Raw genomic sequence first — 24,477 nt, 5'->3', positions numbered from 1 at the left:
TACCTTAAGCTCACCAGTTAGCCACTACAAATTGGAAGATTTTGCAAATTATCAAATAGTAAATAAACTTATTCCTTATTTTTCTTGTATTCTCAATCGGTTCGCGCAATATTGTCCAACTTTTTTGTATTTACCATTATTTATTCATTTATAATATACTATTCTGTTAAATATATAGTTTTTTAACATTTATACCAAAAATTGTCCATCAATACATTGATATTTTAGGAATAAAATTATATACTATTTATAAATAAGAATTGCAATTCTATCTGTAAAACATGAAAATAATAATATTTAAGCCTACAAATAAAAAGTCATGGCTAAATTGATGAACATTGAAAACTTTATACAGGTTGAAAATCAGGCAGCAAAATAAAACTTTCACACTTATGCCGGTTAAGGAAACTGCTATACAGCTGTTCAAATTCTAGAAATAATAAAAAGATATCCTTTTACACAATACCATATAATCTGCAAAATTACGGTTATGTAAACGTAAAAAGGCATATTTTAGACTCGTTTCCCATCGAAAAACTGTTAAATAGGATTATCCTGAGGCATTGTTTCACTCAAAACATCCATTTTTTCATAAAATCTAGATTCATCTATATCAATATATTATAATCATAGCTTTTATGGATGAAACGCTCCCCCCCCTAATCGCAGCCATTAATTGCTAATCAAACAAAGGAATCTTTCATCATATAACAATAGGGTGTGGGGAAAGTTTTAAAGCAGTTTTATTCATGAGTGCGTGTACTGACAGACTCCACGATTGCAGAATATTTATTGAGTTTGATTACAGCTTAATTGGTAATGGGTGTTTACTGCTATCCTTTTGAAATACGAAAATTTGATTAATGGATATGTACTAGATTTATTCATTGCCTATTCAAGCTCCTGTGGTGTGATAAGAATACGCTTACGACAATTCAACCTGCATAAAACGAACGCTGCAAATGAAGAGTTGGTTATTAGTCTTTTTTTACAGGCATGAAGTTCAAGAAAGAAAGCCGACATACCTATTACTCTATCATTATACAGCTCAAGCAACAAGATGGGAATTTTCTTATTGGCTGCAAGAAATATTAACCATCAATATATTGTAGAAAGGAGCATTTATGAGGGAAAAAACAAAAAAATTATCAAGCATTCTTTTATGTTTAGTATTTTGCTTTTCTTTTTCTACAGCTGTATATGCCGCATCATATATATATTATGATGGAGGTTTGAAAAGTGCAACTGTAGATGTAGAAAATCGACTTTCAAATTCTAGTGTTTACAAGAATAGTGTAAGTGCTTGGAATAGCACAAATACACCAGTAAATATTAAAACTGTACCTGGATCTGGCCATAGTTATGTTATTGATGGTGTCTACAATGATACTTGGTATGGTCTATATACTCCCAAAAATCGTCAATGGATTATTTCAGGACGTGCTGGTAAGTTTACTATTGAATTAAATCGAAAAGAATTAGTAAGCGAATCAGATAATTTTTGGCAAAGTGTTTTGGTTCATGAATTAGGTCATGCTTTCTGTTTAGATGATAATCCATCTAGTGGTAATTCTTCAATCATGAATTATGATAGGAATAGAAACACTCTGATTAAACCTACAAGTAATGATATTGCGGGTGTCAATAGTGCTTATTAATGGATTTAAGGAGGTGAGTTTATGAAAAAAATATATAATAAAAAAATCATAATCTGTTGTACTATATTTTGTTTAGCACTTACCTTTGGAATTGTAGGGCATTTTGCATCGTCCCCAAAAGTTCTTGAAGCAGACTATCCATATTATCCAGAAGTTAGTAATATCACAGAAGCTGCTGATGTAATTGTTGTAGGCAAAGTTCTTGAAGCAGAAGATGTACAAAACCTTAATATAAATACTGATCCTCAAACTCGAAATAGTACAGATTCTATACCATATACCATTTCTAAAATTGAGGTAACTAATGTAATTAAGGGAAATGTTGAAATTGGTGATATTTTAGAAGTGAAACAATTAGGAGACTTCGAAAACATGCCAGAAGCATTTTTAGCCGAAACCGATGGGTATTTTAACACAAATGATTCCGAATTGCTATTTTTAGCATCATTTGAAGGTACTCCATACTCTCCACTAAACCCAACGCAAGGAGCTGTGAAAGTTTTGGAGGATCAAACATTATACTCTGCAAGTAAATATTCTTTATTTGGATATGAAGCAAAAACTCGTTCTACTCCTCAAACTTTGGATGATGCAATAGCTGAAATTTCTAAATACGTTCAATAATAAAAAAATCAGGCGGCTGTCGGGAAATAGATAGTTCCAAACAGGGGCAGCTTTGACTCGCATGAGTCAAAGCTGCCCCTGAAATTTTTCCGTAAAAAGAGAAAAAGATGGCTAACGACAACCATCTCTTCTCCGTTACATGTTATAATGTAACTATGCAAAAACAAGATTATTATAACGAATTTTTTGAATTAGGGCAACAGAAAATTAACTTTAGTTTCTTTGAATTGAGTTTACCTGATGACGATCCAGTCTATACCCTGAAAAAAGTGATGGAGGAGTTAGATTTTTCTGGATTGTTAGCCAATTGTTCAGATAAGGGAAGAATCGGGTACAATCCAATTATGATGTATGCTGTAGTTACTTACGCAAATATGCGTGGGGTAAGAGCTGTTGACCGTATCGTAGAATTATGTGAAAGAGACCTTGCTTTTATCTGGCTTACCAAAGGCCAAAAACCGAAAAGGGATGCTTTTTATGAATTTAAAAACAAAAAACTAACCGCTGATGTATTGGATGAACTGAACTATCAGTTTCTTCGTCGTCTGCAAAAAGAAGGATTCATCACGTTAAAATCTCTATTTATTGATGGAACAAAAATTGAAGCCAATGCAAACCGCTATACGTTTGTATGGAGAGGAACACTGAACTACCACCTTGCAGGATTATTAGATACCGTTGATTCGGTATATCAAAAGTATAATGCTCTGATTGACGAAAATGAATATGGCATCAAATATGACCTTCCCCATGCTCATATGTTTGTGATAGAAGGAATGGAAAAAGTAAGAGATGTCATTGAAAAGAACCGGACAAGGAAACTGACAAAACATAAAAAGTTATCAAATAATACAATCATCGAAATTGACAACTGTTCTCCGCTGGAGATTCTGAAACTTCAGAAAAATCTAATGCAGATCGCAGAGCAGGAACACATTACGTTTGTTTATGGAAAAGGAAAGAGAAAATCGGAAATCCAGCAGCTATATGAGGAACTGGAAAGCTGCGGTGAACGTCTCATGGGATATAAAGAGTGTTTTGAAATCATGGGAAAGGATCGGAACAGTTATTCCAAAACAGATTTAGAGGCCACCTTTATGCGGATGAAAGAGGACCATATGAAGAACGGACAGTTAAAGGCCGCATATAATGTCCAGATTGCAGTAGAGAATTATTTCATTGTCCAGACTTATGTAAGCAATGACCGGACAGATTATAATACATTGATTCCTGTGTTAGAAAAGCACAAAAATGCGTTTGGAGAAATTTTGGAGGAAGTAACTGCCGACAGCGGTTATTGTAGTGAAAAGAATCTTCTGTACTTAAAGAAACATAAAATCTCCAGTTATATCAAGCTGCAGGATCATGAAAAACGGAAAACACGTGCATACACGGAAGAGATTGGAAAGTATTACAACATGAAAACGCAGATATTTGAGGATGAACTTTATTATATCTGCCATGATGGAAGAGAACTTCATCATATCAGGACAGAGAAAAAAGAACAGGCTGGTTATACACAAAACCTTTGAGGTGTATGGATGTTCCGATTGCAGCGGCTGCAGACATAAAGAAAAATGTCTCTATAAATATGATGCTGAAAAAGATGCAGAGAAAAATAAGGTCATGAAGATCAATGAACAATGGGAAGCTTTAAAGGAAGAATCCCATGCGAACATCCAGAGTGAGAAGGGAATATTAAACCGTCAGATCCGTTCTATTCAGACAGAAGGACATTTCGGAGATATCAAAGAAAATGATAACTTTCGAAGATTCAACTGCCGAACAGCAGAGAAGGTTTATAAAGAATTCATGCTGTATGCGATTGGAAGAAATATCAATAAATATCATCGTTTTCTTCATGAAGAGATCAAAAAATTTGAAGGAAAAACTAAGGAAAAGACTGCTTAGAAAAAGAGTGTTTTCGAAAATGCAGTTGAGGGGTTTTTGCGTGTATTTGCAGAGAAACTCCCGGATAAATGGAATAGCCAGATTGGAGAAAATGGATGTGAGCTATCAGGCGGAGAATGCCAGTGAATGAGAATTTGATTCACCTGCATTGTTACGTTTGATTCAAGATAAAACGGTTCTTGTAATTGTTCAAGAGTATTCATGTTTTTACGTTCTGCCGATAGTGGTTTAAAGCATAGAACAGCCACCATTGCGGAAGGCTGTTCTCTTTGTATTTATGAGTTACAGAATCGATTAAAGTGTTCGATAGAATATTTACAACACTTCATCTAAATCTTTTTGCATTCGCAATCCTTCATGAATCAAACAACCGAAAATGATAATTAGAATTCCCAGTGTTAGATTTATACCATCGATCAGAACAAAACTTCCATAGCTAAAAATCTCAATTCCAGAAGAATGATAACCTGGAAGACGCGGAAACAAAACGGAAGATGCCAGGAACAGCCAACCAATCATCTGAACACAGAGGCCCAACGATTTGTATAATGCCGACTGTGGAAATAAGTCCGGTCATGAATAGCGCAAGGAATAAAAGAATACGCATGCGTGTTGAAAATGTTTTCGAATGTTTATAAGAAATATTTGTATCAAAATCATTTGGTTTCATCTTTCGGTTCTCCTCCCTGTGTTTTGTCATCTTTTATAAATTCCAATATGCCACCGGGCTGGCAGTCTAATACGTCACAAATCGCATTGAGTGTAGAGAAGCGTATTGCACTGATCTTCCCGGTTTTTATTTTTGAAAGATTTAAAATTCTTGACATGAAATAAAAGTTAGCATATACTAATCCATGTATTTTAAATGAAAATGCTTATCAATATCAAAAATGGAGAACGAAATGGTGGACATAAATAAGAAGAGAGAAAAGGAAAAGAAAACGCTACGTGTGATGATTGGGGTGTATTGTCGCGGAAAACACAAGCACAAGGGAGAACTCTGTCCGGAATGTCAGAAACTGTTGGACTATGCGTTGCTCCGAACGGAAAAATGTCCGTTCATGGAGACAAAGACATTTTGCAGTGCCTGCAAAGTGCATTGTTATTCAAAAGAGATGCAGGAAAAGATCAAAGAAGTTATGAAGTATGCAGGACCGAGAATGTTGTTTTATCATCCGCTTCAGGCGCTGGATCATATGTGGGTGACAATGAAAGGAAAAATGAAAAAGAGATAGGAGAAGAAAAATGAATAAGAAGAAAATTATTGATAAGTTGTTGATTGTTTCGATTGTAGTGATGGCGGTCAGCGGTTTTTTGATAAGACCGACAGGAGAGATGATGGCAGTCATTGTTATGCATAAGCTTTCGGCGGTTATTTTTTGCGTATTGGGGATAGCCCATGCTGTGCAATATAAGACTAAGAAAAGGAGGGGAAAGCAATATGTTTCATAAGAGGTTGATCAAAGAATTTAGAGAAAATCAGAAAAACATTTGGGGGATGGTTCTTACACAGTGGGTCATGCTCATTGCAAATGTTGTGCTGATGCTCCAGACAGCTACATTTATAGCTGGAATGGTTCGTGGAGAAAATCTGCAAAACCAAAGTATCAGGCTGCTTGTGACGTTGGCAGTTGTTGGGGTTGTACGAAGCTTGATGTCGCTGCTCAACAGCAAGCTGTCATTTGAGGCATCGAAGCAGGTGAAAGCGAGACTTCGAACGATGGTGTATGAGAAAATGATGCGGCTTGGGAGCAGTTATAAAGAATATTTTCAGACATCTGAGGTGGTGCAGATCACCACGGAAGGTGTGGAACAGTTGGAAATTTATTTTGGAAAATACATGCCACAGTTTTTCTACAGCATGCTTGCACCGGTCACACTATTTGTCATTGTAGGAACGATGAGCCTGAAAGTGGCGGTCGTGCTTTTAATCTGTGTTCCGTTGATTCCGCTTTCAATTGTAGCAGTTCAGAAATTTGCGAAAAAGATGCTTGCAAAATATTGGGGAACATACACGGAGATGGGAGATTCCTTTTTGGAGTGCCTTCAGGGACTTACGACATTGAAAATTTATCAGGCAGATGAGCGTTATGCAAAAAGAATGGATGAGGAAGCGGAAAAATTTCGTAAAGTAACGATGCGCGTGCTCATCATGCAGTTAAATTCCATCAGTATTATGGATTTGGTAGCCTACGGTGGGGCAGCAGTCGGTATCATCTTGAGTATTTTAGAGTATCAAAAAGGTGTAATCGGACTGGCGCAATGTTTCTTCATTATTATGATCTCAGCCGAGTTTTTCCTGCCGCTTCGTTTGCTTGGTTCCTTCTTCCACATTGCGATGAATGGAAATGCTGCAGCGGATAAGATTTTCCGGTTGGTAGATTTAGAAGAAGATCAAGGAGAAAAATCTGCCGAAATGGAAGGGGAATCTGATGAGATTGCGTTTTCAAATGTAAGTTTTTCCTATGAGGCAAAGAAAAAGGTGCTGGAAGGTATCAGTTTCCGGGCAGGTCATGGATTGACTGCATTGGTCGGGGAATCCGGTTGCGGAAAGAGTACAACTACGCTGCTTTTAATGGGAGACAGAAGGGCAGATGAGGGACAGATTTTTATCGGAGATATGCCAATTGACAAAATGGACTTGAAAGCACTTCGAAGAAAGATTACCCGTATCCGACATGACAGTTATCTGTTTGCAGGAACAATTCGGGAAAACCTTCTCATGGGAAAAGAAGATGCGACAGAAACACAGATGAAAGAGGCGCTTCGCGAGGTGAATCTGTCGGATTTTGTGGAAAAAAGCGGAGGGCTGGATTTTGTTCTCCTTGAGAAAGCGTCTAATCTTTCGGGCGGGCAGAAGCAAAGGCTGTCTCTTGCAAGGGCGCTTTTGCATGACACGCCAATCTACATATTTGATGAGGCAACTTCTAATGTAGATGTGGAAAGTGAAAATGATATTATGGCGGTTGTGAGAAAACTGGCAAAAACAAAAACAGTTCTTTTGATCTCACACAGACTTGCGAATGTTGTGTCTGCGGATCAGATATATGTACTAAAAGACGGAATGATTGTGGAAAAAGGACAGCACGAAGTGCTTTGCAAAGAAGATGGATACTATCACAGATTATTCAGACAGCAGAGCGCATTGGAGCAATTTGGAAAGGGGGCGGTTGCCAATGAATAAAAACAGAAATGGATTTCAGGTGATGCTTGGTCTGATTGGTATGATCAAACCCCTTCTCGGAGTGATGTGTATTGCGATCATCATGGGATGTATCGGAAATTTGATGGCGATTTTTATTACGATTCTCGGAGGAGCGGCAATTGGAAATCTGCTTGGAGAAGTGACTAGCATTTCCATGAAAATGATATTCGTGCTGCTTGTTGTATTTGCGGTATTGCGAGGAGTACTTCGCTATGCGGAACAGGCAAGCAACCATTATATTGCATTTAAATTACTTGCCAGAATCCGTCATCAGATATTTGCCTCTTTGAGAAAATTGGCTCCGGCAAAGCTGGATGGCAAAGAAAAGGGGAATCTGATTTCGATTATCACAAGCGATATTGAACTTTTGGAAGTGTTCTATGCACACACGATTTCACCGATTGCAATTGCGGCGATCACGTCGCTTGTGATGGTTGTATTTATCGGACAGTTCCATGTGGGACTGGGAGTATTGGCGGCGGTGTTCTATCTGCTTGTCGGAGTGGTTGTTCCGGTGGTGAACAGTAAAGCAGGACAGAAACACGGGCAAAAATACCGCAGTATTTATGGAAAATTAAATACAACTGTTTTGGATAATCTGTATGGATTAGACGAAATTTTACAGTATGAAAAGCAGAAAGAACGTCAGGAAAAAATGGATGCGTTCACGGAGCATCTGGAGCAGGTGAATGCAACTTTGAAAAAACAGGAGGCAGTACAGAGAATCAGTACAGATACGGTTATTCTTGTCGCAGGAGTGTGCATGACATTATATAGCGGTCTTTTGGCATCGAACGGGGTGATCATCACCGGAAATGCAATTATCTGTATCATCGCCATGATGAGTTCATTTGGACCGACAGCGGCATTGTCCGCACTTTCAAACAACCTGAACCAGACGCTTGCAAGTGGAAATCGTGTATTGAACCTGCTTGCCGAGGAACCGGTTGTGATGGATGTGGAAAGTAATGTGGGAGTTCCGGATGAAGATATTCGTATTTCAAATGTGACGTTCACATACCCGGAAGACAAAAAAGAAGAGAAACCAATTTTGAAAAATTTCTCATTGGATATCCGCAAAAATACGATTCATGGTATTCTCGGAAGAAGCGGATGTGGAAAATCAACGTTGTTAAAGCTGCTTATGCGGTTTTATGAGACAGATTCCGGCAGTGTCAGCTATGGAACGCGCAACGTAAACGAGATTGACACAGGGCATTTGCGAAATCATATTTCCTATGTGACGCAGGAAACCTTCTTGTTCCAGGACACAATTGAAAATAATATCAAGGTGACGAAGGCGGATGCGACAAGAGAAGAGGTGATTGAGGCTGCGAAAAAGGCAGCAATTCATGATTTTATCGATTCCCTGCCACAGGGGTATGATACAAAGCTTGGGGAACTCGGAGATTCGGTATCGGGAGGAGAACGCCAGAGAATCGGAATTGCGAGGGCATTTCTTCATGATGCCAAGACTATTCTGCTGGATGAGCCTACAAGCAATATTGACAGCCTGAATGAAGGAATTATCTTGAAAAGCTTGTTGGAAGAGCGGAAAGATAAGACAATTGTACTTGTGTCTCATCGCAAATCGACAATGTCGATTGTGGACGAAGTGACACAGATGTAAAAAAGATTGCGCAGTAGCGCAATCTTTTTTAATACCTAGACTTGTGATTCGCTCTTTATAATTTTCTTGAAATTAATATAAAACAACGTGGCAGTTGTGAGAATTGCAATGGCATCTGCAATTGGTTCCGCCAAAAAGACTGCTTTGACATTGTCCTCCATGAATGCCGGCAAAATATAAATAAGTGGAATCAGCACAAGTATCTTTCGGAATACGGCAAGGAATGCACTGATTTTAGAATTTCCGAATGCGATAAATGTTTGCTGGCAGGAAACCTGAACGCCCATAAGGAAGATACATGCCAGATAAATGCGAAGCGCCCATTGTGACAATTCTGCCAACTGCGGATCGCTTGTGAATATAGATACAAATATCGACGGCGCAAACTCGGCAATGAGCCAAATGATTGTGGCATAGACAACACACGAGATGGTCTGCAGTTTGAATGCCTGCTTGATTCGGTCTATTTTTTTCGCACCATAATTATAGCTGATAATCGGTTGACCACCCTGAGTGATTCCCTGCAGTGGAAGCATTGCAAACTGCATGATGCTTGATAGAATCGTCATGGCGCCGACTGCCAGGTCACCTCCGTATTTCAGCAGAGAAGAATTAAAGCAAAGAACAAGCACACTTTCAGTAGCCTGCATTGCAAATGGAGCAATTCCGAGTGCTGCGCAAGGTAAAAAGACAGAAGCTTTTATTTTTAAATTTTTCTTCTTGATACGAAGAATCGTGTTTTTGCCACATAAGAATTTCAGCGCCCAGACAGCACTTAACGCCTGTGAGAGAACGGTGGCGACAGCAGCGCCTTGTACACCCATGTTGAAACCGAAGATGAAAATAGGGTCCAAAATAATATTTGTGACAGCGCCGATAATGACTGTCATCATACTAATCGTAGAAAATCCCTGTGCGGAGATAAAGGCATTCATTCCTAAAGTAAGCTGTACAAAAATCGTACCGATAGCATAGATTGTCATATAACTTTTGGCGTAGGAAATTGTATTTTCACTGGCGCCAAATAAATAAAGCAGCGGTTCTTGAAAAACCAGCACAGTGACCGTTAGAATAATGGAGACAATGACCAGCGCCGAAAAACTGTTTCCCAAAATCTTTTCGGCAGTGTCATTGTCTTTTTTTCCCATGTAGATACTGGCTCTTGGCGCACCGCCCATTCCCATCAGATAAGCGAATGCGGAGATGATCATAATAATCGGGAAACAGACACCGACCCCTGTAAGTGCAGCGGAACCAACTTCCGGAATGTGTCCGATATACATACGGTCAACCATATTGTAAAGTGCGTTGACTACTTGGGAAGTAATAGCCGGAACTGCCAGAACAAGTAAAAGATGTCGGACTGGTTCGTTCCCTAAGTCTACCTCTCTAGACATTGTTTTTTTCATGTTGTGTTTCATTCCTTTCTTTAAAACGTGTCAAAATTTTCGTCATTGTAGCTTCAACCTGTTGAAGTTCTTCTTTGGAAATATCTTGTAAAACTTCATTGTTCATCTTTGTGACTTCCTCGTTCAGCTTTTGAATGACAGGAGCTGCCTGAGGAGAAAATGAAAGTCGTTGGATACGTTTATCAGCGTCATCTTTTGCACAAATAATGTATCCTTTCTCAACTAATACATCAATACTCCTGCTGATCAGCCCTTTGGATACGCCGAGAATCGTACATAACTGACTGCTTGTATTGATGGAGGGATTATTGGAAAGAAGAATCAGGATGGAAATTTCATTTGGAGAAAAATTTTCATTTGTAAATTTCAAATTCAATTCATTTGCATATACTCGGCGAATTTGATTAAAGTATCCGAGCATCTCTTCCACGGTTTGTCTCATATCCACCTCCGATTTCTAAAAAAGTTTACTTGTAAACAAAATATAGTATAGAACTGAATGCAAAACGTGTCAATGCGTTATTGAGCAATTTTATTGATAATTTGTCTTGACTTATAGGATAAAATTAGATATTATAAACGTAAGTTAGAAATAACTAACTCAAGGAGGAAATATGAGCAGAGAAATATTTGAAATCGTTCAGGGAATGGATTTGAAAAATATCGAGACGCAATTGGCATTACAATGTGCGCCGCTTATCACAGGATTAAAAATTTCTAATATGTTGATTGTTTCAAACAAAGATGAAAAATTAGTGCGGATAATTTTAAAAAGAACAGGTATTTCTTGCTATCGTCTTTTACAGAATGAAAAGAAGATCACGCTTCTTTTGTTCCGCAGAAATCAATTGGAGAAATTTTTGGAGAGAGAGGATGTAAGCGAGGTACTCCGCGAAGAAGGGTATGTCGAAATCCAGCTTGGAAGAATCCTCAGTATTTTTCAGATGCGCTATCGGGCATATATGAATGGTTCAAAAATATTTCCGCATGAGATGGGGCTGCTTTTAGGGTATCCGGTGGAAGATGTGACTGGTTTTATGGTGCATGGAGGAAAGAATTCTCTGTATTCCGGATATTGGAAAGTTTATGCAGACGTCGCAAAAAAACTTGAGATTTTCAAGCAGTTTGAGATGGCAAAAGAGATGCTCATCCGGCTTGTTTCAAGCGGTGTCAGTATGGAAGAAATTATAGGATATTATAATGAAAATATACTGCAGACAGCGGTGGTATAGGAGGTATGAAAGATGAGCAGAATCAATGTTGTATATTGGTCACAGACAGGTAACACAGAAGAGATGGCTGAGGCAATCGGAAAAGGAATCACACAGGCAGGAGGAGAAGCAGTTGTGTCTGAAGTTAGCGCAATTTCTCCGGATGTGTTGAAAGATGAGAATGTGTTCGCTCTTGGCTGCCCGGCAATGGGAGCAGAAGTGCTTGAGGAAGCTGAGATGGAACCGTTTGTCGAAGCAGTAGAAAGCTTTGCGGCAGGCAAGAAAATCGCGTTGTTTGGTTCCTACGGCTGGGGAGACGGAGAATGGATGCGTGACTGGGTAGAGCGTATGCAGAATGCAGGAGCAGAGATTGTAAACGGAGAAGGTTTGATCTGTCAGGAAGCACCGGATGATGAAGTGCTTGCCGCGTGTGAAGAACTTGGAAAGCAGCTTGTGCAATAGAGGGAAAACAGGGCGTCGCAAGAGGTGACGACGTCCTCTTCTGAAAAGAAAGGAGATTTCTATGAGTGTTGTGATTGTTGGCGGACATGACCGTATGGTCTGTCAGTATAAAAAAATATGTAAAGGGTATAAATGCAAAGCGAAAATATTTACGCAGATGTCGGCAAACTTAAGTGAGCAGATCGGAAGTCCGGATTTACTGATTCTGTTTACCAACACAGTGTCGCACAAGATGGTAAAATGCGCGATTACCGAGGCGGAAAAATGTAATGCAGAAATCGTGCGCTGCCATACAAGCAGCAAAAGTGCGTTGAATGAAATTCTTCAAAATGCATGCGTGGGATAATGAAAATCTAACATGAGAGAGTTGTTAGTTGAGTGAATGAAAATGCTCGGACGAGGTGAAACGGTTCGGGCATTTTGCTGTACTTAAGGTAGAAAAATTTACAACGTTATGGTAATATTGGGGTGACTGGTTTTAATGAAAAATAGAGGTGCAGATATGGAAGAAACAGGAATTGACGGAGAAGTTTTGAGAGAAATTTGTGATTTGGCAGAGAAATATCATATTCAAAAAGTGATTTTGTTTGGTTCACGAGCAAGAGGCGACTTTAAGAGAACAAGTGATATTGATTTGGCGGTAGAAGGTGGCGAAGTGGAAAGTTTTGCGAATTGAAAAGAGAAGTGGAAACAAGATGGCTTTAGATTACACATATTTTTCCGGCGTAGAAGATGGCATCTCATCTGCATTTGAAAAGTTAGCAGAAGTTTTTGAATATCAGGTGTTTGAGCTGTGTGTCGGTGAAGAGTATCTGATTCCTTATATGATGAATGACGCGGTGGAGAATTATTTGATTTTAAAAGGCTGTCAGATGACAGGAAGCTATCTGCGCGATGATGCGCTTGAAGTGAGTGGAAAACTTGCAATCGAGGAAGACAGGTATGTCTTGAGTGTGAGGCAAGGGGAGGAAAATGCATTCACGCTCTGTTTTCAGGAACTTGAAGAAAAGATACAGTGTTTTCAGTATCACAGGATTGGTCATTTCTGGGTAGAGGGGCAGGAGCATTGGAGACAGCTTGTCTATATCATTGGGACAATTTATGAGAAATACAGTTATCTGGGAGAGCGCTATTGCAATGAAGGAGAGAAAGCACTGATGCGGCTTGTTGAATTTCCGCCGTTTCGAATGTGGTCACCAGTTCACGAATCATTGGAGGATAAATATCCGGCGACTTATGAGGGGATTGACTGTATGGAGCGGCTTGCAAGAAAAGCGGATGACCGTGGATATATAAAGTGGATTCGTCTTTACCGGAGATTTCCGAGTCGAGTACTCGAGAGGCTGCTCGGGAGGAGGCTTTTGAGCCCGAAGAGGCAGAAACTATATGAGACCATTTGTCAGGAAGTGCAAGCGGCATCGGAAATTTATCCGCAGCGGGATTACGGTGAGGAGTTGAATTGTAGGATTCAAAAGAAGAGAACAGAAATTCATGCGAAAATGCTTGAAGATGGATTTGAGGGAATGTATCCGGAATACTATAAGAAACAGATGCAGATTACTGTCACGGAAGAACATCCATTTACCGTATCGATGTTGGAATTTGAAGATTTTGTATTTCGTGTGCAATTCATGGTATCAAAATGTGGAAAACATGTTAAAATAGGAAAAAACTGTGGATTTTTTCGCGGATTAGGAAGAATAGGACAGATTGAAAGGGAAGAAACATGAGAAAAAAGGAATTAGCCTTGGAAGTAATAGAACGTTTGAAAAAGGAATATCCGGATGCAGACTGCACACTTGACTATGATGAAGCGTGGAAGCTGCTTGTCGGTGTCAGGCTGGCAGCGCAGTGTACCGATGAGAGAGTTAATATCGTTGTGGGAAAATTATACGAGAAATACCCGGATGTGAACGCATTGGCGGCTGCAGATGTGGATAAGATTGAAGAAATTGTAAGACCGTGTGGATTAGGCAAGAGCAAAGCGCGGGATATCAGTGCGTGTATGAAGATTTTGCGCGATGAATATGATGGAGGAATTCCGAATACGTTTGAAGAGTTATTAAAATTGCCGGGCGTCGGAAGAAAAAGCGCGAACCTGATTATGGGTGACGTATTCGGGGAGCCGGCGATTGTGACAGACACACATTGTATTCGTCTTGTAAATCGCATCGGGCTTGTCAAAGATTTGAAAGAACCGAAAAAAGTAGAGATGGAATTGTGGAAAATTATTCCGCCGCAGGAGGGGAGCGATTTCTGCCACAGACTTGTCTATCACGGGCGTGATGTCTGTACCGCAAGGACGAAGCCGCACTGCGAGAGATGCTGTCTGGAAGATATTTGTAAAAAAGCAGGGGTAAAGTAGCAGGGTGTCTTGCAAAGAATGAGTGAAATATAGTATCATCAGAGAAAAGCGGTTTAGCAGCCGATAATTATGAAAATAAGGAGAAAATAATATGAGTCAGGAAGTTTTAGCAGTAGTAGCAGGAGAAGAGATTACACAGGCAGAGTTTGATGCGTTTTTACAGGGGGTGCCAAGAGAGCAGCAACCGTATCTTTCCAACCCACAGTTCAGAGAACAGTGCTTGGAACAATTGATTGCATTACATATGTTTGCGAAAAATGGCGAAGAGATGAAGTTAGAGGAAACGGAAGAGTTCAAAAAACTGGTGGAAAGTGCAAGAAGAGATATCCTTGCACAGATGGCTATGAGAGAGACTTTGAAAGATGTTGTGGTATCGGAAGAAGAAATCGAAGCTTACTATGAGGCGAACAAACAACACTTCACAAAAGGAGACACTGTCAGTGCCAAACATATTTTGACAGATTCCGAAGAAAAATGTAACTCTATTTTAGAATCTATCACAACTGGTGAAAAAGAATTTGAGACAGCGGCGAAAGAATTTTCAACATGTCCATCAGGAGCGAAAGGCGGAGACCTTGGAGAATTCGGACGAGGACAGATGGTAAAAGAATTCGAAGATGCGGCATTTGCAGCAGAAATTGGACATGTAGTGGGACCTGTAAAGACACAGTTTGGATACCACTTGATTAAAGTTGAAAAGAAAAATGAAGCTATAGTTGCGTCATTGGAAGAAGTGAAAGAGACAATCAGAAGAACTTTGCTTCAGCAGAAACAAAATGAGGCATATAATACAAAAGTAGAAGAGATGAAGAAAAAATATGTAAAATAGCAGATACTGCTGTTGAGGATTGGGATGTAGTAATTTTATATTTTATTACGTCCTAATTTATTGTAATTAAGCATTGCTTGTATTATAATAAATAATACTTAATTTGGGATAAGAGGTGATTATATGATTTTGTCATTGGATATGGGAAGCGAGGTTCCAATCTATGTGCAGCTGCGGAATCAGATTGTAACAGGGATTGGGAAGGGCGAACTGGCAGTAGGGGAGCGGCTTCCGACAGTCCGTCAGCTTGCACAGGATGCAGGAGTGAACGTGATGACAGTCAATAAGACTTATCAGTTGTTAAAGCTAGAAGGATTTATCGAAATTGACCGGAGAAAGGGTGCGATTGTTTGCCCGATAAGGGAGACTCAGGATTGTTTTCGGGAGAAATTGGAGTCTGAGTTAGAGCTACTTTCGGCAGAAGCAAGCATAAAAGGAATGAGTGAGGATGAGTTTCTAAAGGTTTGCATGAAAATGTTTCAGAGGATGCATCCGACGATGATGGAGGAGGTATGATTATGGAAGTGGCAATTCTCATGTTAGTTATTTTTCTGTTTACGGATATCATGGTTGTTGGAATCTGTATGCTTGCATACGCGGGAAAAGAAGAGTATAGTGGGGGAATGCTTTTTGGCGTGCACATTCCAAAAGAAAAAGTGGATGAGAAAACAGTGCGGGACATGGCAGAGACATATAAAAAGAAGTACAAAAAATTTCAGCGATGGAACATGATTCTAGGGATATTGGTGTGTGGGGTGACATTTGCTGGCATTGGGATTTTTATGATTGTCTGGACTGTTTGGCTCACGGAATATATTGTCGGTCTCTATTGGATTGTCTATGGGACACACCGAAGGATGTATAATCTGAAGGTGGAAAATGGATGGGTTATGGAATCGGCAAAACAGATTATTTATGTGGATACGGAAGTGTCTGCTCATGCGGACAAAATGCCACTGTCAAAAAAGTGGTATCTTGTACTTTTTTTCCTGACTTGTGCGGTTATGTTGTTTCCTGAGATGAAAGCATACCTGAGAGAGGAGAACATCGCCTATGTGTTGTTTGGGAGTGCACTTGGTGTGAATGTGTGTTTCTTTGGCTTGCACTGGTGGATTGCGTGCAGACCAAATGTTGTATACAGCAAAAAAAGTCAGGTGAACATGACTTTAAATCAGTTGATAAAACGGACTTGGACAATCTGCCTGCTTGTGTGCGCTGCGGTAAATACGTCAGCATGGTTGTATGTTTCTGTCTGTATGATGAAAAATCAATGGCTGGTACAGCAACCCGTATGACAAAAGGCTGTTTGTTCAAGACCGCATGTGTGGTATGAATTATTCGATGAACATGGCGAAGAACTCGGCGAAAATCTTCACAGCGGTAATTAGCACTGTACTCATAGGGTGTGTTATATGGGTTGTGGCTATTTTAGTAGAGTTTGCTACTACGGAGGTGACAGTCTGCATGGCAGGTGGTAAGATGGATATACGGGCAGCTTCCTATGACTGCCAGATTCAATCGGAGCAAATTCTTTCTGTGAAACTGCTTGATGAGATGCCGGAAGATAATTTTTACAGAAGCAATGGAGGAGATACAGAAAAATTTCTGATAGGGCATTTCAGAGGAAAAGAAACCGGAAAATGTATGATGTTTTTATATAAGGAAGAAACTCCGATTATAGAGATTCAATTAGAAGATATGATTGTATTTTTGAATAGTGAAAACAAAGAAGAGACAGAGGAGTGGTATGATTATGCGAGAGACAGTATTGTTGATTAATTTTCAAGATGAAAAGCAGCTGCGTGATTTGAAAATGATTTTATTTACGCTGAAAATTCGAATGAAGAAGGTAGAAAAGAAAGAGTATTTGCAGCAAATCGGTTTCCTTGCGGGAATGAAGAATATGGAAGCTGCGCCGGAGTGCTATGAGGGGGAAGAGTTAGAGAAAGAGATGATGGTATTCGCTGGAATATCGAATCAAAGGCTGGACCAGATTCTTTCTATGATGAGAAAAAATGGAGTGAAGCGAGTGGATTATAAGGCGATTCTGACAGAGACAAATAAAACGTGGACAGTTCCAAGGCTCTATGAAGAGATTTCAAAAGAGCATGCGCAGATGCACAGACAATCATAAGCAGTATAAAAGGCAGCCTATTCGGCTGCCTCTTCCGTCTCTGATGTGACATCTGTACTTACACGCGGTTCTGTCACAGTGACAACGGTGGAATCTAAATCTGTTATCAAATCTATATTTTCATCTTTGGCAATTACGAGGTCTTTTACTCGAATGGTATCTCCGATTTTTAAGTCTCCAACGTCAAGTTCGATTTTTTCAACTAAAGATGCAGGAAGAGCCTTGTAATTGATTTCATGCAGCATCTGCTGTGGGATTCCTGCGACAAGCTTACTCTCATTGAGAAGATGGATTTCAGCAGAAGAATGTACCTTTTCAGAGCTTACAAGTGCCTGAAAATCGATTTCTTCCACGAAACCTTTCAGTGGATTGTAATCTACTTCTTTAATGAGGGCGTCATAAGTTTTGCCTTCCAGTTGAAGCAGGACTCTTCCACCTTTCCCTTCGGATTTCAGGAGTCGTTCGACTTCGCTCTTTTCCATTTTCAAAGGAATGGATTTTTCCAATTCACGGCCGAAAATACATCCGGTCACAAATCCTTCTTTTCTAAGTGCTTTGGCTTTGAGTGACATGTTACGTGTTTCAGCTTTTAAAGTATTCATTTACCTTTTCCTCCAATTACTGAATCGTACTTAGCAAGCCTTCAACTTTGTAGTTCATATTGCAAAGAGGTTTTGTTAAGTGTATTTCCTTGTTACAGTTTCAGTATACACCTCTTGTCAAGAGGAAAAGAAAAAACATAGTGATAGTTGATGATAAAATTGCTGAAAGTATTTTGACATTTGGTTGAAAAATACGAAAAAATATTGTGCTAGAATTGACATGAGTAGTGGAAATAGACTATAATCATAAAATGTATCTATTCACATTAGTACATGTTATACCAAAATATGAAAAGGAGAAGTGTTATGAAGAAGAAACAGGTGCAAAGACTGGTTGCTTTTTCACTGGCAACAATGATGACATTGCAGGGATTGTCTGTAAATGCATCAGGGCAGGTTCAGGTTCGCACAGATTCGAACACACAGATGAGCTCGGATAAAGAAGTGGTGTATGTCAACACATACGACACATCAAAAAGAGTTCATGATTTTGATGCGAACTGGAAGTTTTATTTAGGAGATGCGGATGGAGCAGAAGCTGTTAATTTTGATGATTCTGCTTGGAGAACAGTATCAGTTCCTCATGACTACAGCATCGAGCAGGAGTATACACAGTCAGGAGAAGCAGAAAGCGGATATCTTCCGGGCGGTACAGGCTGGTATCGAAAGCATTTTACATTAACAGAGGATATGAAAGATAAGGAAATCCGACTTGACTTTGGCGGCGTTTATATGAATGCGACCGTATGGGTAAATGGAACTCAGTTAGGTACACATCCTTACGGATACACTCCATTTTCTTTTGATATCACAGACTATGTGAAAGCAGGAGAAGAGAATGTGATCACTGTGAAAGTGGATCATCAGACACCTTCAAGCCGTTGGTATTCGGGAAGTGGTATTTATCGCAGTGTGGATCTCACTGTGATGGATAAAGTTCATGTGGATTTGAACGGAACAAAGATTGCGACGCCGAATCTTGCAAAAGAAAAAGATGGCGATGTCAATATGGACATTGTGACAACGGTTGCAAATGAAGAAAAAGAGGCAAAAGAGATTACACTTGTTCACACTTTGCGTGAAAAAGGGAAAAAAGATGCAGTTGCGACAGTGACTACAGAGAGACAGTCTGTGGAAGCAGGAAAGACAGCTGACATTAAGGCGAATTTAAAAGTAAATCAGCCGAAATTATGGGGGCTTGGCGAAAAGAATGCACATCTCTATACAGTGACAACAGAAGTGAAAGTGAATGATAAAGTAGTTGACACTTATGACACAGATTACGGTTTCCGTTATACAGAACTTGATACGAAGACAGGATTTTCTCTCAATGGAGAAAAGGTAAAATTACAGGGTGTATGTATGCACCACGATCAGGGAGCGCTCGGTGCAGAAGCGCAGAAACGTGCAATTGAGCGTCAGGTAGAGATTCTGCAGGAGATGGGATGTAATTCTATCCGTGTGACACATAACCCAGCGGCAGAAGAGCTAATTGAAGTATGTAACGAAAAAGGTATCTTAGTTATTAATGAATTGTTTGATGGATGGCACAAGGCTAAGAATGGTAATGTGAATGATTATGCGAAGTGGTTTAATCAAACAATTGGAGATGAAAATAAAATCTTAGATGGCAAATCAGATATGACATGGGCTGAGTTTGATTTGAAATCGACATTAAATCAGGGGAAAAATGATCCGTCTATTATCATGTGGTCACTTGGTAATGAAATCAGCGAAGGTGCCAGCGAAGGTGGTTATTACGAGATTTCAAAGAATCTGATCAAATGGGCGCAAGAGATAGATACATCTAAACCATTGACAATCGGAAGCAACCGAGTGAAAGGCGCTATTGGGCAAGCAGATAATGAGCATATTAAGATTGCGAACGATTTGACAAAGATTGGCGGTATGTCAGGAACAAACTATTCTGGCGGATCAAATTATGATGCGCTACACAGTACATATCCGGAATGGTTCTTATATGGTTCTGAGACAGCATCTGCTGTAAATAGTCGTGGAGTATATACTACAAAAGCGAATGCAGCATTGGATCAGGATAAACAGCTTACCTCGTATGATAAATCAAAGGTAAATTGGGGAGCTTTGGCAAGTGAAGCTTGGTATGATGTAATCACAAGAGACTTTGTTGCCGGAGAGTATGTGTGGACTGGATTTGACTATATTGGAGAACCGACACCGGCAAATAAAATCAATGCAGGAGCTGCAACTTCATGGCCATCTCCGAAAAACTCTTATTTCGGAATCGTGGATACAGCAGGATTGCCAAAAGACAGCTATTACTTCTATCAAAGTCAGTGGAATGATGAAGTAAATACATTGCATGTTCTTCCGACTTGGAATGAAGACAGCCTTATGAAAGATGAAAATGGCAATGTTGAAGTTGTTGTCTATTCAGATGCGGCAAAAGTGAAGTTATTTTTGAATGATAAGGAAATTGCTGAGCAGACATTTGAAGAACATACAACAGGAGCGGGCTATAAGTATCAAACGGTCAAGGGTAAAACTGGACATGAAAGCATGTATATGACATTTAGTGTTCCATATGAGAAAGGAACATTAAAAGCAGTTGCCTACGATAAAGATGGAAATGAGATTAAAAATACACAGGGACGTTCTTCAGTGACGACAACTGATAAAGCGACTAAATTAGATGCAACAGTAGACCGCAACAGTATTAAGGCAGATGGAAAAGATCTTTCTTATATCACGGTGGATGTAACAGACGCAAATGGAAATATTGTACCAGATGCAGACAACAACGTGAGATTTACTGTGGAAGGCGCAGGTACTTTAGTTGGTGTGGACAACGGAAAACAGGCAGACCATCAGTCATATCAGGATGACAACCGTGATGCGTACAATGGTTCTCTTGTTGCAATCGTGCAATCAACAAAAGATGCAGGAAAGATTACGGTAAAAGCAGAAGCTGACGGATTGACGTTGGATACTGTTGAGATTACGACAACAGAGGTGGAAGACGGAACTGTAGATAAAACTCAGGTGGACAGCTTCTACATGTCAAAACACTATTATGTAAAAGCAGGCAGTAAAGTACAATTGCCGGAGACAATCAAAACTCGTTTTAAAGACGGAACAGAGAAAGACTTACCGGTAAAATGGGATGAAATTAAGGAGACAACAGGAAGCTTTGTTGTGAATGGTCTCGTAGATGGAAAATATAAAGTTTCTGTTACAGTAAATGTCATTGACCAATTAGGTGGTTTAATGAATTATTCTGCAACAACACCGAAGGGAACGGAACCGAATCTTCCGACAACACGACCTGCAATTGCACAGGATGGAACAGTCTTAAATGTATCATTCCCTGTAACTTGGGGAAAAGTAGACAAGACCAAATATGACGAGCCTGGAATTGTTACAGTTAATGGTACGTCGAATGTTTTGGGAACTGCAATGGAAGTTACAGCATCGATTCGTGTACAAGAAGAGACGTATGAGATTGTTGGGTCAGTAGATAATCCTTCTCAGCTGACACAGGATATTGAAAAAGATAAGCAGTCCGATACGCTGGATGCAGTTTGGGATGGAAAAACTGCAATTGCAGACAACACAAGCGGCGGACCAAATCCAACAGCGTGGAGTAATTATAAAAATTCTCAAGCCGGAGATAACACTGCGGAAATTACATTCCAATATGCTACACAACAAGTAATTGGAGAAGTGACAGTTCATTTCTTTAAAGACAGTGCATCTGCACGTTATCCAAAGGCAGGAACAACAAAGCTTTATGTGAAAGCAAATGACGGTGATGACTGGCAGGAAGTTGTAGCAGAAGAAACAATTGGAGAAGAGAATGGTCGTGTGAAAGCATATACATATAAGTTCAATCCGGTTGGAGCTACATTGTTCAAGGTTGCAGTTACAAACAGTGATGAGGTATTGACGACTGGTCACAAGCCATGTACCGGTATCACGGAGATTGAAATCAAAAAAGCAGTTGGTTCTTATAAGACAAACACAACAGCAAAACTTGCTTCTCTTGAAGTGAATGGAAAAGCATTGACAGCAGAAGAGCTTGCAGAAAATGCATATTACACATTAGACAAAACAGCTACCGTGACAGCAGCTGGAGCAGATAATGCGGCAGTAACGGTATTACCGGTACATAACAAACAGATTCGTATTTTGATAGAGTCTGAAGACCATAGAACAAAAAATACATTTGTTATCTATTTGGAGCAGGAGAAACCAATGTCTCCGGACGACGACAGCAAAGACTATCCGGTAGATAAGCTGACGGCGATTTCAGGAAGCCAATACTTACCGGGAACTACAAATGAGGGTCCAGATGATTTTGTATTAGACGGAAAAGCAAATACATACTGGCATACAAACTGGAGCACGACAGAAGGACAGGATATTAACAAGCGTTGGATTGGTGTAAGCTTAGATGAACCAACAGAAGTGAGTGCAATCCGTTATTTACCAAGAAATGGAAATAATGGACATGTTACAGAATACAAAGTACAGTACCGTGCGACAGATGACGGTAAATGGGAAGATTTGGCAAGCGGCACATGGGATAACCCAACAACTGGCTGGAAGTTAGTAACATTCCCAGCAGTAGAGGCAAAACAGGTTCGTTTGATTGGTGTTCATACAATTGCAGAAGCTGGACGAGATTTGCATATGACAACAGCGGAGTTCCGTGTTGTTTCTGAAAAAGAAGTGACACCTCCGGATCCGGAAGAGCCGGAAGTGAAACCGGGAGAAGACTATCCGGTAGGAATGATTACAGGAACAGCAGGAAGTACACAGCCTGGAAACGGTGTGGAAAAAGCATTTGACGGAAAAACAAATACATGGTGGCATTCATCATGGAACCCGGCGTCTACAGCAGACCAGTTGTGGTTCACAATGGAATTGAAAGAAGCAGCTACATTAGATCAGCTTCGTTATTACCCAAGATATGAGGGAACGAACTTAACACAGGGCGATCAAAATGGATTTATCAGCAAATACAAAGTGGAAGTCAGCATGGACAACGAAGAGTGGACAAAAGTTGCTGAAGGCAGCTGGGAGCCAAAAGATGGATGGCTGACAGCAGACTTTACAGAGCCAACAGAAGCAAAATATGTGCGTATCACAGGTGTTGAGACAATGTCTAACGGTGAAGTGAAGACGTCCGATATGGCAATTGCAGAGCTTCGTGTTCGTGTAGCAAAAGGTGAGGAGCCTGAAAAAGTAGATAAGACAGCTTTACAGGAAGCTATCGAAGCGGCAGGTGAAATGAAGGAAGCAGAGTTTACACCAAACAGCTGGAAAGCATTTAAAGAAGCATTGGACGCTGCAAAAGCAGTTGAAAAAGATGAAAAAGCGACACAGACAGATGTAAATGAAGCACTTGCAGCGTTAGAAGCAGCAAAGGGTGCGCTTGTGAAGAAAGCAGATAAGACAGAATTGAACAAAGCGATGGAAGCGGCTGGTAAATTAAATGAAGCTGATTACACTACAGGTTCATGGGAAGCATTTGAAAAAGCGTTGGAAGCTGCAGCAGCAGTTCAAAAAGATGAAAATGTATCACAGGCTTCTGTGAAAGCGGCAACAGATGGATTGAATGAAGCTATGGAAGCGCTTGTGAAGAAAGCAAATAAGACAGAGCTTGATAAAACGATTAAAGCGGCAGAAGCTTTGAATAAGGATGACTATACAGCAGACAGCTGGAAAGTATTTGCGCAGGAGTTGGCAGATGCTTACACTGTAAGCAGAAACGCAGATGCAACACAGGCAGAAGTAGATGAGGCATGTAAAGCGCTGAAAGCTGCTCGGGAAGCTTTGGTCGAAAAAGAAGAGCCGTCTGTTCCGGAAAATGTCGATAAAGCTGCAGCACAGAAATACTATGATGACTGTCTCGCGTATTATGAAAAAGACGATTACACAGCAGACAGCTGGAAGGTTTATGCTGAGGCTATGGATGACTTAAAAGCGGCGCTTGCTGATGAAGATATTTCAAAAGAAGATCTTCAGGCAGCAGTTGATGCGGTAGCTAAGGCGGTTGAAGGATTGGAAAAAGCTGGAACAGCAGCACCTGATCCAAAACCGGAAGAAAAACCAGGGCAAAAGCCACAGCAGAAACCTGCAAAAACAGGTGATAATATGTCGACAGGTGCAATTGTGGGGATTGTTGTCGTAGCAGTTCTTGCAATCGGAGTGATTGTTGGTGTGATTATTAGCAAAAAAAGAAAAAAATAAAACAATGGAACATTGATTTGAATGTTTGAAATTTGTGAAAAAGAGAGCGGTGGATACGTTAAGTATTTGCGGCTCTCTTTTTTATGTTTTGGTTGGTCGATATGTGATGGTTATAGTTTACTATAAAAAGAAGAGAGGGAACGGTTTGTTTGGTTAAAAGATACAAGAAAGCGGTTTTTGAAATTGACACTGACGGTTAAAAG

General features: G+C 40.0%; 22 protein-coding genes and 2 pseudogenes. 19 read left to right on the top strand and 5 right to left on the bottom strand.

Going from position 1 to position 24,477, the window contains the following annotated elements; all coding sequences use genetic code 11:
* Nucleotides 1–1,124 precede the first annotated feature (1,124 nt).
* The 3 genes and pseudogenes from AC6I5B_RS16315 to AC6I5B_RS16305 all read left to right on the top strand — a co-directional run bounded on the left by AC6I5B_RS16315 (nt 1,125) and on the right by AC6I5B_RS16305 (nt 4,193).
* A complete protein-coding gene (locus AC6I5B_RS16315) occupies nt 1,125–1,658 on the top strand; it encodes a zinc metalloprotease (protein ID WP_004612870.1) in 534 nt (177 codons plus the stop codon).
* A 21-nt stretch (nt 1,659–1,679) separates the two neighbouring features.
* Nucleotides 1,680–2,282 carry a hypothetical protein gene (locus tag AC6I5B_RS16310; RefSeq protein WP_004612869.1) on the top strand — a complete coding sequence of 201 codons (603 nt, stop codon included), beginning with the start codon at nt 1,680–1,682 and terminating at the stop codon, nt 2,280–2,282.
* A 155-nt stretch (nt 2,283–2,437) separates the two neighbouring features.
* Nucleotides 2,438–4,193 (top strand): annotated as a pseudogene (locus AC6I5B_RS16305) (IS1182 family transposase).
* 445 nt (nt 4,194–4,638) lie between these two features.
* Here AC6I5B_RS16305 and AC6I5B_RS16300 read toward each other — a convergent pair.
* The gene (locus tag AC6I5B_RS16300) at nt 4,639–4,863 is read right to left on the bottom strand and encodes a hypothetical protein (protein WP_022251049.1); all 225 of its coding nucleotides are present in this window, start codon (nt 4,861–4,863) and stop codon (nt 4,639–4,641) included.
* Nucleotides 4,850–5,008 (bottom strand): annotated as a pseudogene (locus tag AC6I5B_RS16295) (helix-turn-helix domain-containing protein); the annotation flags it as partial. The gene AC6I5B_RS16300 and the pseudogene AC6I5B_RS16295, both read right to left, overlap by 14 nt.
* A gap of 75 nt (nt 5,009–5,083) precedes the next feature.
* Between AC6I5B_RS16295 and AC6I5B_RS16290 the strand changes: the two are divergent.
* Genes AC6I5B_RS16290 through AC6I5B_RS16275 form a run of 4 tightly spaced genes read left to right on the top strand, consistent with a single transcriptional unit; the run spans nt 5,084 to nt 9,028 of the window.
* The gene (locus tag AC6I5B_RS16290; RefSeq protein WP_004612863.1) at nt 5,084–5,428 is read left to right on the top strand and encodes a nitrous oxide-stimulated promoter family protein; all 345 of its coding nucleotides are present in this window, start codon (nt 5,084–5,086) and stop codon (nt 5,426–5,428) included.
* 10 nt (nt 5,429–5,438) lie between these two features.
* The gene (locus AC6I5B_RS16285) at nt 5,439–5,645 is read left to right on the top strand and encodes a hypothetical protein (protein ID WP_004612862.1); all 207 of its coding nucleotides are present in this window, start codon (nt 5,439–5,441) and stop codon (nt 5,643–5,645) included.
* On the top strand, nt 5,635–7,377 hold the full coding sequence (locus tag AC6I5B_RS16280) for an ABC transporter ATP-binding protein/permease (RefSeq protein WP_497773457.1): 1,743 nt from the start codon (nt 5,635–5,637) through the stop codon (nt 7,375–7,377). Before AC6I5B_RS16285 ends, AC6I5B_RS16280 begins: the two co-directional genes overlap by 11 nt.
* On the top strand, nt 7,370–9,028 hold the full coding sequence (locus tag AC6I5B_RS16275) for an amino acid ABC transporter ATP-binding/permease protein (protein ID WP_071144534.1): 1,659 nt from the start codon (nt 7,370–7,372) through the stop codon (nt 9,026–9,028). The genes AC6I5B_RS16280 and AC6I5B_RS16275 overlap by 8 nt, the downstream gene beginning before the upstream one ends.
* Nucleotides 9,029–9,063: 35 nt before the next feature.
* Here the strand turns inward: AC6I5B_RS16275 and AC6I5B_RS16270 are convergent, their stop codons facing one another.
* Nucleotides 9,064–10,437, bottom strand: a complete 1,374-nt coding sequence (locus AC6I5B_RS16270) for an MATE family efflux transporter (RefSeq protein WP_004612857.1) — start codon at nt 10,435–10,437, stop codon at nt 9,064–9,066.
* Nucleotides 10,418–10,879, bottom strand: a complete 462-nt coding sequence (locus tag AC6I5B_RS16265) for a MarR family winged helix-turn-helix transcriptional regulator (RefSeq protein ID WP_004612856.1) — start codon at nt 10,877–10,879, stop codon at nt 10,418–10,420. The genes AC6I5B_RS16270 and AC6I5B_RS16265 overlap by 20 nt, the downstream gene beginning before the upstream one ends.
* Before the next feature lie 172 nt (nt 10,880–11,051).
* On the opposite strand from AC6I5B_RS16265, the gene AC6I5B_RS16260 reads away from it, so the two are divergent.
* The 11 genes from AC6I5B_RS16260 (at nt 11,052) to AC6I5B_RS16210 (ending at nt 17,438) form a co-directional block, all read left to right on the top strand.
* A complete protein-coding gene (locus tag AC6I5B_RS16260; protein WP_004612855.1) occupies nt 11,052–11,669 on the top strand; it encodes a DUF3793 family protein in 618 nt (205 codons plus the stop codon).
* 12 nt (nt 11,670–11,681) lie between these two features.
* The gene (locus tag AC6I5B_RS16255; RefSeq protein ID WP_004612854.1) at nt 11,682–12,110 is read left to right on the top strand and encodes a flavodoxin; all 429 of its coding nucleotides are present in this window, start codon (nt 11,682–11,684) and stop codon (nt 12,108–12,110) included.
* Between the two features lie 61 nt (nt 12,111–12,171).
* The gene (locus AC6I5B_RS16250) at nt 12,172–12,456 is read left to right on the top strand and encodes a DUF2325 domain-containing protein (RefSeq protein ID WP_004612853.1); all 285 of its coding nucleotides are present in this window, start codon (nt 12,172–12,174) and stop codon (nt 12,454–12,456) included.
* Between the two features lie 135 nt (nt 12,457–12,591).
* Nucleotides 12,592–12,786, top strand: coding sequence for a nucleotidyltransferase family protein (locus AC6I5B_RS16245; protein ID WP_004612852.1), 195 nt, complete (start codon nt 12,592–12,594; stop codon nt 12,784–12,786).
* On the top strand, nt 12,758–13,840 hold the full coding sequence (locus AC6I5B_RS16240) for a DUF3878 family protein (protein ID WP_136017832.1): 1,083 nt from the start codon (nt 12,758–12,760) through the stop codon (nt 13,838–13,840). The genes AC6I5B_RS16245 and AC6I5B_RS16240 overlap by 29 nt, the downstream gene beginning before the upstream one ends.
* Nucleotides 13,837–14,475: an endonuclease III domain-containing protein gene (locus AC6I5B_RS16235; RefSeq protein WP_004612848.1), complete on the top strand. Its 639-nt coding sequence runs from the start codon at nt 13,837–13,839 to the stop codon at nt 14,473–14,475. The genes AC6I5B_RS16240 and AC6I5B_RS16235 overlap by 4 nt, the downstream gene beginning before the upstream one ends.
* A gap of 91 nt (nt 14,476–14,566) precedes the next feature.
* A complete protein-coding gene (locus AC6I5B_RS16230; protein WP_004612847.1) occupies nt 14,567–15,304 on the top strand; it encodes a peptidylprolyl isomerase in 738 nt (245 codons plus the stop codon).
* Between the two features lie 123 nt (nt 15,305–15,427).
* Nucleotides 15,428–15,820 (top strand): GntR family transcriptional regulator, encoded by a 393-nt coding sequence (locus tag AC6I5B_RS16225; RefSeq protein WP_004612846.1) that lies wholly within the window; start codon nt 15,428–15,430, stop codon nt 15,818–15,820.
* A 2-nt stretch (nt 15,821–15,822) separates the two neighbouring features.
* On the top strand, nt 15,823–16,599 hold the full coding sequence (locus AC6I5B_RS16220; protein ID WP_022251038.1) for a hypothetical protein: 777 nt from the start codon (nt 15,823–15,825) through the stop codon (nt 16,597–16,599).
* A 34-nt stretch (nt 16,600–16,633) separates the two neighbouring features.
* The gene (locus AC6I5B_RS16215; RefSeq protein ID WP_497773456.1) at nt 16,634–17,083 is read left to right on the top strand and encodes a hypothetical protein; all 450 of its coding nucleotides are present in this window, start codon (nt 16,634–16,636) and stop codon (nt 17,081–17,083) included.
* Nucleotides 17,058–17,438, top strand: coding sequence for a DUF3783 domain-containing protein (locus AC6I5B_RS16210; RefSeq protein ID WP_022251036.1), 381 nt, complete (start codon nt 17,058–17,060; stop codon nt 17,436–17,438). Before AC6I5B_RS16215 ends, AC6I5B_RS16210 begins: the two co-directional genes overlap by 26 nt.
* A 17-nt stretch (nt 17,439–17,455) precedes the next feature.
* Here the strand turns inward: AC6I5B_RS16210 and AC6I5B_RS16205 are convergent, their stop codons facing one another.
* Nucleotides 17,456–18,040: a 50S ribosomal protein L25 gene (locus AC6I5B_RS16205; protein WP_004612842.1), complete on the bottom strand. Its 585-nt coding sequence runs from the start codon at nt 18,038–18,040 to the stop codon at nt 17,456–17,458.
* A gap of 306 nt (nt 18,041–18,346) precedes the next feature.
* Between AC6I5B_RS16205 and AC6I5B_RS16200 the strand changes: the two genes are divergently transcribed.
* Entirely contained in the window at nt 18,347–24,274 is a 5,928-nt protein-coding gene (locus AC6I5B_RS16200) for a discoidin domain-containing protein (protein WP_044987263.1), read from the top strand.
* Nucleotides 24,275–24,477: the final 203 nt, after the last annotated feature.

It is taken from the genome of Faecalimonas nexilis (assembly GCF_059731825.1).
The sequence above is the reverse complement of the archived record's forward strand: the minus strand, read 5'-3'. Positions and strand labels throughout refer to the sequence as shown.